The sequence below is a fragment of the Pseudoalteromonas sp. 1181_04 genome (genome assembly GCF_052850545.1).
This window is the reverse complement of the sequence record NZ_VXCS01000017.1, coordinates 17,948-32,113: the sequence shown is the minus strand read 5'-3', so window position 1 is coordinate 32,113 and position 14,166 is coordinate 17,948. Positions and strand designations below refer to the sequence as shown.

The following is a 14,166-nucleotide window of genomic DNA, read 5'->3' as shown; positions in this document are numbered from 1 at the left end:
GCTTTATTACTTGATCTGATTTTCAGGTTATTTTCATGCCACTGGCTTGATCCCAGTTTTATGTATGGAGCGCGCATGTCGTCAATTATTACCTCGTTTACCCCAGAGTTACTTTCACCAGCTGGCAGTTTAAAAAACATGCGTTATGCCTTTGCTTATGGGGCTGATGCGGTGTATGCCGGACAACCTCGTTATAGCTTGCGAGTACGTAATAATGAATTTGATCTGGAAACGTTAAAAATAGGCATTGATGAAGCGCATGCGCTGAATAAAAAGTTTTATGTGGTATCAAACATTGCCCCGCACAATGCCAAAGTGAAATCGTATTTACGCGACATTGAACCAGTAATTGCGATGGGGCCAGATGCGCTGATCATGTCAGATCCGGGTTTAATCATGTTAGTGCGTGAAAAATGGCCTGATATGGCTATTCATTTATCAGTACAAGCAAACGCTGTAAATTATGCCAGTGTACAGTTTTGGGCTAAACAAGGCATAGAGCGGGTGATTTTATCCCGCGAGCTATCACTTGAAGAAATAAGTGAAATTCGCACGCTTTGCCCAGCAACAGAGCTAGAGGTATTTGTACATGGCGCATTATGTATGGCGTATTCTGGCCGTTGTTTGTTATCAGGCTATATAAACAAACGCGATCCAAACCAAGGCACCTGTACCAATGCATGTCGCTGGGAATACGATGTAAAACCGGGCGTTGAAAACGAAACCGGTGAAATGGTGCACAAATTTGATCCTCAGCAGGTTATTCCTACTCTTGGCGACGGCGCACCAAGTAATGATATTGTTATGCTTGAAGAGCAAGGCCGCCCGGGTGAATACATGCCAGCGTTTGAAGACGAACACGGCACTTATATCATGAACTCAAAAGATTTACGCGCCGTGCAATACGTAGAGCAGCTTACAAAAATGGGCGTGCATAGCTTAAAAATAGAAGGCCGGACTAAATCGTTTTATTATGTTGCGCGTACAGCACAGGTTTATCGTAAAGCAATCGACGATGCCGCAGCAGGAAAACCATTCGACGCTGATTTATTTAAAACATTAGAAAACCTAGCCCATCGCGGTTACACCGAAGGCTTTTTAAAGCGCCACGCCCATCAAGATTATCAAAACTACGAATACGGCCATTCGGTATCGACTAAGCAGCAATTTGTCGGCGAAGTATTAGGGCGAAATAGCAATGGCTTGGTAGAGATTGATGTTAAAAACAAATTTTGTGTGGGTCATTCATTAGAGCTAATGACTCCAAAAGGTAATATTAGCTTTACCCTTGAATGCATGGAAAACAAAAAAGGCGAGGCAATTACCGATGCCAAAGGCTCAGGGCATATAGTAAAAATTCCACTGCCCGACAATATCGATTTAGAACACGCCATATTAATGCGCAACCTAGATGAAAACCAAGACACCCGCAATCCGTTTAAACAAATCGCGGGTTAGCTTGTAGTTAACAACAGGTGTTAATGCTTTCAACACCTTTAATTATCTATCATCCAAGTTTTGGGTTGATTATTACCTATAAAAAGTGATGCCGAAAAACAAAGCCGCGGTATCACTTTCAATAGACATTAGCGTAATTGAAAGTGCTGGAAAACAGCTTGTCTAACTTCAATATACTCAATGTGGCCATTACTAGGTATGATCATATCTTGAAATTCATACTGGTATCCGTTGAAATTAACAAAGACATCACAGGTATAAAAAGGCGTACCCTGTGCGCCAGATTTACTGACAGGAACCACACGTTGATGATCGCTGGTTGTGAAATTTTCGCGATCAATACGCCCATACGAAAACCCCTGTGATGATTCAAACCAAGTAAATGCAACAATTGAAAGAATTACGGGCATACACAAGTAAGCGTGCTTTATAAGCCTTTCCCTATATTTATAGGCCAAATTTGGTAGCATAATCATATTAATAACAATTAATGCCGCAGATAAATAAACGCCAAAAATGAGGAGTAAACGAGTATCAGCCATTGCGATCACCATAAATGGAAATAAAGCGATAACGATTAAGATAATGGCATAACTAAGGCGGGTTTTAGGGTTGCTTGCAAATAATGCTAATAACACCATTCCTATAAAAATATAAGCAAGGAACAAACAAAGTGGTAAGCCAAGTATTGAAACGCTAACATATATTTTCTGCATGCGGGTAAAGTCCAGCATCGGTATATTTACAACCGTTACAGCAATAACGTAAGCAATTAAATAAACCATTAAACTTATTTTAAAGTTGTTAAAGACTTTGCCAATAAGCCAGTTGATTGACTTGGTAATGTAGCAAATAGGCGATAGCATATTTAAGTCATCTTTAACTTCTATTAACTTTTCTTTACTCATTTAGCTCCAATCATCATATGTATTTTTTAAGTTATTGACTCCATTAGTATTATAAGATAGTTGCGTAAAAATAGTAATCAGAAAAAGTTGCCCTTAAAATACACGTCGTTACTTAATTTAGTTCCTTAGGTTTATTCTTAACCCCAAAACCAGCACTTCAGTAGGTGATTATCACTAATTAGACCTTTTCTGTAAAAAATATTTATATTAATTATTTAACTGTTTTTTAGTTAAGCCGTGCAGGAAGCTTGAGCCGATAGGAAATCTATAACTGCATGGAAAATTCTGGAATTACTGAAGAAGATGTAATTCGTTGTCGATAATCGAGATTGGTTAACCCAATAAATTGGGGCGTTAAATGCAGGGCAAGCTTACTGTCGAAAACAGCAAAGAACTGGGTAATACAAAGGGTCGTAAAGTAAAATTTATCATAATAGTTATAATCACTTTTTTTAAGAGGTTGTTAAAACTAGCATTACACGGGCTAACTCTCTATGACCAGATTTTTGATAGCTATTACGATATTTGTTTTTGATTATTAAAATTGCATTGCCTGCGATTCAATTCCCACCTACAACTGCTACAGATATTAAGAAGATAAAACCATGAAATTACAAAGCAGATAATTGATTCAAGATCTTTACCGACTAAATTATATGGTTTTTGAACAATTAGAGTAAAAATTGCAACCCCAAATTTGTAGAGAAAATCTAATTGATTTGTAAGTGCTATTAGTTGAATACAATTAGCGACCAGTTAAATGCTTATTCATGGCGTACGTATTATCAAGCTGTTGCTCTATTAAGTTAATCGTTTGCTTATTTACGTCGAGTGCTTTAGCTGTGTCTTTAAAGTTGAAAATAATCTCTGCTATTTCAGATATGATCACTTGTACCTGCTTCCAATTTGCATAACCAGCTGCAGAGGCCAGCTTTTGAATCGCTTTTAGTGGTGGGTTTTTTCCAAATCCGGCAAATGAAGTCGCATGCTCGTTAAAAGGATGAGGACTAAAAGTTACATCATAAAAAGGCGCTAAATCCCACTCACCTGAATCTTCTTGTAAAAAAGCCCAGTTTTTACTGTGGTCATCTTGATTACAGCTAAATAAATTAAACATAGCTCGACGAAATTGCAATTGCCCTGCAGCAGGTGATTTGCATAAAACACGGCTCGCTTTAATTAAATCCTCATAATCTAATGAAGGTGTGCGAAAATCAGCATCCAGTAAGCCACATGCACTATGCATATGTTTGCAGCCCATTTTATCACCCATTAATTTAAACCTATCGAATCGCTTTAAGGCGAGCCATTGCTTTGCACCGGTTCCTTCTGGGGCGGGTACCAGTAATCTCTGAGGTGGGTTTAATCCCGTTTGTTCAGCCAAATCCAAATACACAGCTTCACATAACCCTTCCTCATGTCCTAAAGCGAGGTTTTTGGATGTGAACTTTATTAACCAAGCATCATCGCCCGTTTTAGGCTTTGTTCTACATTCTTGTATATTATTGTCAGGAAAATAAATTTGAGCCTTAGGTCGTGCACCGCCGGAACTGCCAGCAGCTACTAACGCAGAAAGTACTTCTTCTGTTTGCCCGTCAAATATTGCTTGAGCTTGTTGACCTAATGTAGCAAGGCCAGCCTCATTGTCATTTGTGCCATCATAATGAGTTTCAGGTGTAAACGATAATGCGCCCATAGCCGAATGGCCAACAAAAGATAAGCGGTCCATAGCGGTAACAAAGTTAGGCATTATATTATTTTGTCTGAATACGTGGTCCTGTAGAAGTAACCCCCACCCATCAGGTAAACAATCAGAAAAGACCCCATGCAACCCGTTGTGTGGGTTTTTAGGTGCTAACTGAACCTCTCTATTAAAGGCGAGTGAGAATGGCGAAAGGTTACCGTATGTCTCTAAATAGCCCTGATCGTATTGAAAGTAAACACCTTGCCTATTTTGAGCAAGTACACCCACCATTAACTCTGTTGAGTCTGACAGCGTACGTTTTACTTCTAGCTTATCTATGGGTTTAAAGGCCATTGTTTAACACCTGATCAATAGACGTTGGCGCATTTTTATTTTGAGCTGGCACTTTTGTTAAGTCATATAAACGAGTTAAGTCGTCGAGTGTTTGCCACAAAAGCAATAGCTGTCTGAATGAAATAAGCCCTGTAACCTCAAACTTTTTTATTGTAGAAGCAGGTACTGTGCTTTTTTTAGCTAACGCCTCGCGTGACATTTTTGCTTTTTTGCGACATTCTTTTAGATGCTCAGCAAAGGCTTGCTGCACATCACCTTCGCTTAATAATAGATAATTAATAATAGCACCTCACGAACTTGATTGGACATTACTATAGCCAAAACTGCTTTTTTATGATCTTAATGGATATTATAGTATCCATTTTTTAGTTGTAAAGTGAATGGTTGAATGCGGATTACCTAATATGATTTTTATTGATTGAGATCAACAAGAAAACGCGGAATAAAATGCATAATTTACGGCTGCAAATTTATGCTAGAAGTACTAGCTCTAATAAATGAGGTTAGAGAGTGGCTTTACTAATTAACAGCAAATGCATTAACTGTGACATGTGCGATCCAGAGTGCCCAAATGAAGCCATTTATATGGGCGCTAAAATCTATCAAATAGATCCTGCAAAATGCACCGAATGTGTAGGCCATTATGACAAACCAACTTGCGTAACCGTATGCCCCATTGATTGCATAAAGCCCGATCCCGCTCATCGTGAAAGCTTAGATGAACTGGCCGAAAAGTATGTGAGATTGACGGGTTAGTTTGTTGATTGGTTTTTTATGTTTCATCGGGTTACGAAGCTAAAGTTGCGACACTGTCGCAACAATTAAACTGCTCATATATTACGTATTGTTATCGATAAAAACCTCCTCATATATTTTATAATTAACACTCAAAAAACCACGACCTTTGCGGTATGATAAGCCAATAATTTATATTGATATTCTGTCTGAGAGACTTATGGAAGCCGCACCTAAAAAAACAGCTACAAAGCCCGCACCTAAAAAAGCCGCAAAAAAAACACAAGTCGGGTTTGAAGAGTCCCTTTGGGATGCCGCCAATAAACTGCGCGGAAGTGTTGAATCAGCCGAATATAAGCACATTGTTTTAAGCTTAATCTTTCTTAAATTTATTAGTGACAAGTTTGAAGGGCGTAAAAAAGCCATTGCCAGCGAATACGGTGACGAATACATCGACATGGTCGACTTTTACGCGATGGATAACGTATTTTACCTACCAGAAGACGCACGCTGGTCGCATATTCAAATCAACGCCAAGCAAGGCGATATAGCCGTTAAAATAGATACCGCCCTGCACGCGGTTGAAAAAAACAATAAATCACTCGCGGGCGCATTGCCCGACAACTACTTTTCACGTTTAGGGCTTGATGCCAGTAAGCTCTCAGCGCTTATCGATACCATTAATAATATCGACACCATTGCCAACCAAAACGAAAAAACAGAAGAAGACCTCGTTGGCCGTGTTTACGAATACTTTTTAGGTAAATTTGCCGCATCTGAAGGCAAAGGCGGGGGCGAGTTCTATACGCCAAAATCAATTGTTACCCTAATTGCCGATATGATTGAACCATTCGAAGGCAAAATTTACGACCCCTGTTGTGGCTCGGGCGGTATGTTTGTGCAATCGCTTAAGTTTATTAATAGCCACAACGGTAATCAAAAAAATGTGTCTATTTATGGGCAAGAGTACACTAACACCACCTATAAATTGGCAAAAATGAACCTAGCCGTGCGCGGTATTTCGGGCAACTTAGGTGATGTAGCAGGCGACACCTTTTTTAAAGACCAACACCCCGACCTAAAAGCCGATTACATTATGGCAAACCCACCGTTTAACCAAAAACAGTGGCGCGCCGATAACGAGCTAGTCGACGATGCCCGTTGGGCAGGTTATCCAACACCGCCTACCGGTAATGCCAACTATGCGTGGATCATGCATATGATCTCAAAACTCAGCGAGCATGGCACCGCAGGCTTTGTATTGGCTAATGGTTCAATGAGTTCAAACACCAGTGGCGAGGGCGATATTCGCCAAAAAATAATCGAAAATGATTTAGTCGATTGTATGATAGCCCTACCAGGGCAGCTATTTTACACCACGCAAATTCCAGTGTGTTTGTGGTTTATAAGTAAAGATAAACGCGGTAATAACGAAAAAGGGCTACTAAAACGCCGCGACCGCCAAGGCGAAACGCTATTTATAGACGCTCGCGAAATGGGCGCTATGGTTAACCGTACTTTAAAAGAGCTAACCAACGACGACATAGCTAAAATTACCCAAACCTACCACCTTTGGCGCGGCGAAGAGCTTGCCACACAAAACGCGGAGCGAGAAAGCGCAAGTAAAGAGCAAAGCGCAGATAAAGAGCAAAGCACAAATAAAGAGCAAAAGTACCAAGATATCGCCGGTTACTGTAAATCAGCCTCTCTTGCCGATATAAAAGCGAACGACTACGTACTGACTCCAGGGCGCTATGTCGGCGCTGCTGATATTGCAGACGACGGCATCCCGTTCGAAACTAAAATGAGCGAACTTAGCCAAACCCTTTATAGCCAAATGAATCAAGCCGATGAACTTGATAACGCTATTCGTAAAAATTTACAGGCCTTAGGCTATGGCGAAGAACGTTTTGCTGAAAAGCGCGATAGTGAAGAACGTAATGACTAACAGTGAAGAACACCCATCGACTCAAAACGAGCACTTATTAGTTGATATTCGCCGCATTGTTGAGCAAGCCCGTGGGCAAGTTAAACAAACCGTAAATACCGCCATGCTACAAGCGTATTGGCAAATAGGACGCTTAATTGTAGAAGATGAACAAGGCGGTGAAACACGCGCAGCTTATGGTAAAGCAACATTAAAACGGTTATCGCAGCAACTCACCACTGACTACGGTAAGGAGTTTGACATAACCAACCTGCGTAATATGCGCCGCTTTTATCTCGCCTTTGAAAAACGAGACGCAGTGCGTCTCGAATTAAGCTGGACGCATTATCGCACCCTATTACGGATTGATAATTCAACTGCACGCAGTTGGTATCGCGATGAAGCCATTTTACAAAAGTGGTCGGCACGCGCGTTAGAACGCCAAATTGGTACACTTTACTACGAACGTTTACTCTCAAGTAAAAACAAACAACCCGTAGAGCAAAGTATTATAAATACCCTACAACAGTTTTTATTAGAGCTTTGTAAAGTGATCCCCAAAATCGTGGAAACGCAGAATCATGGAGAGCGATGCAATGGAAAATAAACACCCTTTATTGCTTGAAATAGAAAAAGGTGAAAGCAAAAATTTAGAATTTAAAGTGCAATTGCCAACCAGTAAAGAGTGGGTTAAAAGCATTATCTCGTTTGCCAACTCTGCGGGTGGAAAGCTGGTTATAGGCGTTTCTGATAATAGAACTCTGATTGGTTTGCAACATTTTGACCTATTTGAATTAATGGATAAAATTAGCTCAACAATGCATGAACTGGTTGCACCTACGCTATTACCTAATATTTATATAGAGAATATTAACGGGATTGAGTTATTAGTGATAGAAGTGCAGCGCGGAGCATTACTCCCTTATTATTTAAAGAGTAAGGGCAAAGAGTTGGGTTGTTATCAACGTATTGGTGCGACTAATCGCGTAGTCAGTCAGGCGCAAGTGATAGAGCTTGAACGTCAGCGTAACCATATTAGCTTTGACTCACTTATTAATTATGAAGTGGATTTATCAACCCTTGATTTAACGCCACTTCAACAACGTTTTGCAGCGCATGGTAAACAATTAACGCCAGAAAAGTTATTAAGTTTAAAACTAGTCAAAAACGATAATAATACGCTTTACCCCACACATGGCTTGCTGATCTTATTAGGCTTTTATGAGCATGTAGAAATAAAATGTAGCCGATTTAAAGGCAACACAATGTCTATCTTTTTAGATAAAAAAGAGTACACGGGTGATCTTTTTCAGCAAATAGAAAACGCAGAGCTATTTATAAAAAACCATCTTCATTTACGCGCAGAGGTACTGGGGTTGCAACGTACTGATACCTTTGAGATCCCATTTCCTGCAATTCGAGAAGCATTACTCAATGCAGTGATGCATCGAGATTACAGCAATTTTGGACGAGATATAAAAATAGGTATCTACGATGATATTGTAAATATTGTTTCTCCGGGCGGTTTACCACATGGATTAACTATGCATGATGCGCTAAAAGGGCGCTCTGAAATCCGCAATACGGTGATTGCAAGAGTGTTTAAGGAGCTGGACTTAGTTGAGCAATGGGGCAGCGGTATACAAAGAATAAAAGAGTATTGCACCAAGGCGAACACCGGTTTACCTGTGTTCTCTGAGTCAGGCGATTTTATCGATTGGGAATTCCCAAGAAAAACACACCAGAGTAATGAAGTATTAGCAATAAATGATGGAATAAATGATGGAATAAATGATGGAATAAGTGATGGAATAAATGATGGAATAAATCATCAAACTGCTATTCCAAAAAATATTCAACCATTGTTAACGTGTATTAAGCAAGCGCCTTCATTGTCTACAAAGGTATTCGCTAAAAAGCTTGATTTAGGTACGGCAACGGTTGAACGTCATATTAAATGGTTAAAAGATCATAAAGTAATAAAGCGGATCGGATCAAAAAAAGACGGATATTGGCAGGTGTTAAACAATGAAAAATAATAAATATAAACAACTCGCATTTAGCCAAACGCTTTATAGCCAAATGAAGCACAGCGATGAGCTTGATAAAGCCATTCGTAAAAATTTGGAGGCGCTGGGTTATGGGGAGTAAATATCTGATGAAGATAAGAGATATAGCTGAAGTTTTTGATGGCCCACATGCTACGCCAAAGAAAATTGATGTAGGTCCTTATTTTTTAAGTATATCAAGCCTCGTAAATGGTCAATTAGATCTTTCTAAATCTGCCCATCTTAGCGAGGAGCAATTCAAAAAGTGGACTAAAAGGGTAACGCCCCAAGTAGGAGATGTACTCTTTTCATACGAAACTAGGCTTGGTGAAGCCGCATTAATGCCTGCTGGTGTAACTGCTTGTTTAGGAAGGCGAATGGGGTTGCTAAGGCCGGATCAATCTAAAGTTCTCCCAGAGTATTTACTATATGCTTACCTGTCACCTGTTTTCCAACAAGAAATAAAAAAACGTACAATTCATGGGGCAACAGTTGAACGAATTTCATTAAGAGAGTTACCAGACTTCGATATCCACATTCCTGAAATAAAAACGCAACGAAAAGTTATTAATACTTTAAATGCTATTAATAACAAGATAAGCCTAAACAAAACAGCTAACCAAACCCTTGAACAAATGGCGCAGGCGCTATTTAAAAGTTGGTTTGTTGATTTTGATCCGGTGTTCGACAATCTCCTTGCCAGCGTTGATTTTAACTTGGACAACCTTGAAAACCGCTTGCCTGACGAGTTAATACAAAAAGCACAGCGCCGCTTAGCGGCACTGAACAGTTTAAAAAATGCGGCCGAATGCAAAGCCTCACTCATTGCGCTTGCTCACGAGTTACAAGCACAGCTACCAACAAAAGAAGCAACACACGCAGCAGTGCAAATATTAGGTAAAACCGCTGAAACACCCGTTAAAGCAAACGTTAGCGCGAACCCTCACATATTAGCGCAACACGCCAACACCCACGCCCACTTCCCAAGTGAGTTCGAGCACAACGAACAACTAGGCTGGATACCAAAGGGTTGGACAGTCTCTAATGTAGGGGCTGAGTTTGATGTTATTATGGGGCAGTCTCCTCCTGGTTCATCGTATAACGAAGAAGAAAACGGCATACCTTTTTTCCAAGGGAAAACTGACTATGGTTTTAGGTTTCCTACGAATAGGATTTATTGTACTTTACCAAAGCGATTAGCAAAAAAAAATGACACATTAGTCAGTGTCAGAGCTCCTGTTGGAACAATAAATTTAGCCGGCGAGGATTGTACTATTGGTCGAGGCTTAGCAGCCGTAAAGCATAAGTCTGGAAGTGTTTCTTTCACATATTATGCAATGAATGACTTAGCAAATCATTTTGCAGTGTTTGAGGGAGAGGGGACTGTTTTTGGAAGCATTAATCAAAAAGACTTTAATGCAATAACCCAGTTATCTTATCCGCTTGAGTTAATCTCATGTTTTAGTTCTATTTGCTCAAATTGGGATAACAAAATTGAACAGATTAGCCATCAGACAATCGTTCTTACAAAAATAAGAGATACTCTGTTACCCAAACTCATCTCTGGTGAACTACAAATACCTGATGCAGCCACTGTTGAAGAAATAGTCGATTAACCTTAGCTGAGCGTTTAAAGGCCAAAATAACAACAATAAGGATGTTTGATGAAATTTACTGAAGCCAAATTAGAACACGCGGTGGTTGAGCTATTGGGCGAGCAAGGCTACCCGCATTTACTAGGTGGTGAGCTGAGCCGTAATAATAGTGAGGTATTAATTAAAGACGACTTACGGGCTTTTTTAACCAAACGTTATGCTAACAATAATATTACCACGGGCGAAGTAGACTCAATTATTGCACAGCTTGAAAAGCTGCCTGCCAGTGATTTATACGAGAGCAATAAAACCTTTTGTAAGTGGCTCAGTGATGGATTCTTACTTAAACGGGAAGTATTGACACGTGAGCGTGGCAGGGTAGCAGGCAGTGCAGCGCAAAAAGATTTGTATATTCAGCTGCTTGATTACGACAACGTTGCGCAAGGTATTAAAAGTAGCCTAGTAGCAGGCAGTGCTATGGCGGCTTTAGATAAAGTAAGTGAGGCAAGCGTTACCTACCAACAAGACGACAATATTTACCGCTTTGTTACCCAGTTAGAAATACAAAGCCCCACAACGTACGACAACATAGAACTGCGTATTCCCGATGGCATTTTATATGTAAATGGTTTACCGCTGGTGGTGTTTGAATTTAAAAGCGCAATACGCGAACAAGCCCCAATATTTGAAGCGTATGAGCAGTTAACGGTGCGCTACCGCCGCGCTATTCCGCAGTTATTTGTGTTTAATACCTTGTGCGTTATAAGCGATGGCGTAAACAACAAAATGGGTAACTTATTTGCGCCGTACCAGTTTTTTTACTCGTGGGGTAAGGTAACGGGGCAAGAGCTGACAGCGCAAGAGGGGATTAACTCGTTACATACCTTATTGCAGGGCTTATTTGATAAAGCGCGCTTGCGCGATGTAATGCGCAATTTTGTATTCTTCCCTGATTCTGATAATAAAAGCGCTGGCAAAAAAGAAATAAAAATTGTGCCGCGTTACCCGCAATATTATGCGGCTAATAAGCTGTTCGAAAACATAAAACAGCATTTAAAGCCACAAGGCGATGGTAAAGGCGGTACGTACTTTGGCGCAACCGGTTGCGGTAAAAGTTACACCATGCAATTTTTAACACGCTTGTTGATGAAAAGCGTTGAACTTAAAAGCCCCACCATTATTTTAATTACCGACCGAACCGATTTAGACGACCAGCTTTCGCAGCAGTTTGGTAATGCTAAAACCTACATTGGCGATGACACGGTAAAAACTGTTACCAGCCGTACTCACTTACGTGAGTTATTAGAGGGCCGTAACAGTGGCGGTGTATTTTTAACGACTATTCATAAGTTTACCGAAGACACCCAGCTTTTAACTGACCGCACTAACGTTATTTGTATTTCTGATGAGGCGCATCGTAGCCAAGTTAATCTTGACCAAAAAATTACCATTATTGAAAAGGGCCCTAATGCCGGAGTGAGAAAGACCTTTGGCTTTGCAAAATACCTGCACGACTCACTGCCCAATGCTACTTACGTTGGTTTTACCGGCACGCCAGTGGATGCGACTTTAGATGTATTTGGTGAAGTGGTTGACTCGTACACCATGACCGAATCGGTGAAAGATGAAATAACCGTACGCATTGTGTACGAAGGCCGCGCTGCCAAAGTGTGTTTAAACAACAGCAAGCTGGCCGAAATTGAAGCCTATTACAAGCAATGCGCCGAAGCAGGCAGTAACGAGCTGCAAATAGAAGACAGCAAAAAAGCCACCGCTAACATGAATAGCATTTTAGGCGACCCTGATCGCATTGCTGTATTAGCAAGGGACTTTGTTGAACATTATGAAAAACGCGTTGAGGAAGGCGCTACCATTGCTGGCAAGGCCATGTTTGTGTGCAGCTCGCGCGAGATTGCCTATCAGTTGTATCAAGAACTTGAAGCACTCAGCCCACATTGGTTTGATGTAATTGACACCGGTGACGCGCAAACACTATCAGATACCGAGCGAAAGCGTGCTATTAGCGAAGGCCGTATTGCTGCTCCTTCTGAAAAAGTAAAAATGGTGATGACGCGTGGCAAAGACGACGTTGATCGCTTATATAATTTACTGGGCAGTAAAGACGCGCGTAAAGAGCTTGATAAGCAATTTAAAAACAAAAATTCAAACTTCAAAATAGCCATAGTGGTAGACATGTGGCTAACCGGTTTTGACGTGCCATTTTTAGACACCATGTACATTGATAAGCCACTGCAAAAGCACAGTTTAATACAAACTATTTCGCGGGTTAACCGCCAGTTTGAAGGCAAAGACAAAGGCCTTGTGGTTGACTACATTGGTATTAAATCGCAAATGAATAAAGCGTTAGCGCAGTATTCAAAAACTGACGAAACCAACTTTGAAGACATTACTGCCTCGGTTATTGAAGTAAAAAACCACTTAGCGCTACTTGCCCAGTTATTTCATAACTTTGACAGCAGCCCATACTTTAGCGGTGAAGCCGTAGCCCAACTAAACTGTTTAAACCACGCCGCCGAGTTTGCACTAATTACCGAAAAGCGCCAAAAGCGTTTTATGGATTTAGTTAAGCGGTTAAAAGCCGCTTACGATGTATGTTGTGGTAGTGAAAAAATTAACGAAAATGAGCGAAACCACATTCATTTTTACCTCGCCATTCGCGCCATTATTTACAAGCTCACCAAAGGCGAAGCGCCCGACACCGCGCAAATGAACGCTAAAGTGCGCGAAATGATAAGCGAGGCCCTGCAAAGCGAGGGCGTAGAAGAGGTATTTAAACTCGGTAATGAAGAAGGCGGCGAAATCGACATTTTTAATGACGACTACATCGCCAAAATAGAAAAAATAAAACTCCCCAATACCAAAATAAAAATACTGCAACAAATGCTAGCCAAAGCCATTGGCGAGCTTAAAAAAGTAAACCAAACTCAAGGTATCGATTTTACTAAACGCTTTGAATCGCTAGTACAGCGCTACAACGAGCGCAAAGAAGATGACGTACTGGTAAGTAGCGTACTGGATGACTTTTCAGAAAGCATGGTTGATATGATTTACAGCGTACGCGACGAAATGAACGCCGGCGACGAGCTAGGCATTGATATTGAAGAAAAAGGCTTTTACGACGCATTAAAAATGTTAGCGTTTAAATACGACTTTGACTACCCCGAAGATAAACTAATAGAGCTCGCCCAAGCAGTAAAAGTTATCGTAGACGACAAGGTAAAATTTGTAGATTGGAATAACCGTGACGACATTAAATCATCGCTCAAAGTAGAGCTAATTTTAATACTCGCTAAATTTAAATACCCACCAATCAGCCGCGATGAAGTGTACAAAGAAATATTTGAGCAAGCGCAAAATGTGAAAGCAAAGAAAGAGGCTTAAAACAGCCGATAACTCGTTTATTTTGCTGACTGAGTTTGCAAGATTTCGGTTGAGT

Annotated in this window: 11 protein-coding genes; 8 read left to right on the top strand and 3 right to left on the bottom strand. The window is 40.6% G+C overall.

What is annotated here, in order from left to right:
- The first annotated feature begins 75 nt into the window (after positions 1-75).
- Complete coding sequence (gene trhP, locus FW757_RS15005) at positions 76-1,458, top strand: prephenate-dependent tRNA uridine(34) hydroxylase TrhP (RefSeq protein WP_182718275.1); 1,383 nt, start codon at positions 76-78, stop codon at positions 1,456-1,458.
- A gap of 128 nt (positions 1,459-1,586) precedes the next feature.
- Here the strand turns inward: trhP and FW757_RS15000 are convergent, their stop codons facing one another.
- The 3 genes from FW757_RS15000 to FW757_RS14990 form a co-directional block, all read right to left on the bottom strand.
- Positions 1,587-2,366, bottom strand: coding sequence for a hypothetical protein (locus FW757_RS15000; RefSeq protein WP_149981913.1), 780 nt, complete (start codon positions 2,364-2,366; stop codon positions 1,587-1,589).
- 745 nt (positions 2,367-3,111) lie between these two features.
- The gene (locus FW757_RS14995) at positions 3,112-4,404 is read right to left on the bottom strand and encodes a type II toxin-antitoxin system HipA family toxin (RefSeq protein ID WP_446441385.1); all 1,293 of its coding nucleotides are present in this window, start codon (positions 4,402-4,404) and stop codon (positions 3,112-3,114) included.
- Entirely contained in the window at positions 4,394-4,684 is a 291-nt protein-coding gene (locus FW757_RS14990) for a helix-turn-helix domain-containing protein (RefSeq protein WP_149981911.1), read from the bottom strand. The genes FW757_RS14995 and FW757_RS14990 overlap by 11 nt, the downstream gene beginning before the upstream one ends.
- 230 nt (positions 4,685-4,914) lie before the next feature.
- Between FW757_RS14990 and FW757_RS14985 the strand changes: the two genes are divergently transcribed.
- The 7 genes from FW757_RS14985 to FW757_RS14955 all read left to right on the top strand — a co-directional run bounded on the left by FW757_RS14985 (position 4,915) and on the right by FW757_RS14955 (position 14,111).
- On the top strand, positions 4,915-5,160 hold the full coding sequence (locus tag FW757_RS14985) for a YfhL family 4Fe-4S dicluster ferredoxin (RefSeq protein WP_446441384.1): 246 nt from the start codon (positions 4,915-4,917) through the stop codon (positions 5,158-5,160).
- Positions 5,161-5,359: 199 nt separating this feature from the next.
- Positions 5,360-7,087, top strand: coding sequence for an N-6 DNA methylase (locus tag FW757_RS14980; RefSeq protein ID WP_446441383.1), 1,728 nt, complete (start codon positions 5,360-5,362; stop codon positions 7,085-7,087).
- Positions 7,080-7,673 carry a DUF1016 N-terminal domain-containing protein gene (locus FW757_RS14975; protein ID WP_446441382.1) on the top strand — a complete coding sequence of 198 codons (594 nt, stop codon included), beginning with the start codon at positions 7,080-7,082 and terminating at the stop codon, positions 7,671-7,673. Before FW757_RS14980 ends, FW757_RS14975 begins: the two co-directional genes overlap by 8 nt.
- The gene (locus FW757_RS14970; RefSeq protein WP_446441381.1) at positions 7,663-9,105 is read left to right on the top strand and encodes an ATP-binding protein; all 1,443 of its coding nucleotides are present in this window, start codon (positions 7,663-7,665) and stop codon (positions 9,103-9,105) included. The genes FW757_RS14975 and FW757_RS14970 overlap by 11 nt, the downstream gene beginning before the upstream one ends.
- Entirely contained in the window at positions 9,095-9,217 is a 123-nt protein-coding gene (locus FW757_RS14965; RefSeq protein WP_259398545.1) for a hypothetical protein, read from the top strand. Before FW757_RS14970 ends, FW757_RS14965 begins: the two co-directional genes overlap by 11 nt.
- Positions 9,162-10,730, top strand: coding sequence for a restriction endonuclease subunit S (locus FW757_RS14960; RefSeq protein WP_446441380.1), 1,569 nt, complete (start codon positions 9,162-9,164; stop codon positions 10,728-10,730). The genes FW757_RS14965 and FW757_RS14960 overlap by 56 nt, the downstream gene beginning before the upstream one ends.
- Positions 10,731-10,778: 48 nt before the next feature.
- Positions 10,779-14,111, top strand: coding sequence for a type I restriction endonuclease subunit R (locus FW757_RS14955; protein ID WP_446441379.1), 3,333 nt, complete (start codon positions 10,779-10,781; stop codon positions 14,109-14,111).
- Positions 14,112-14,166 lie beyond the last annotated feature (55 nt).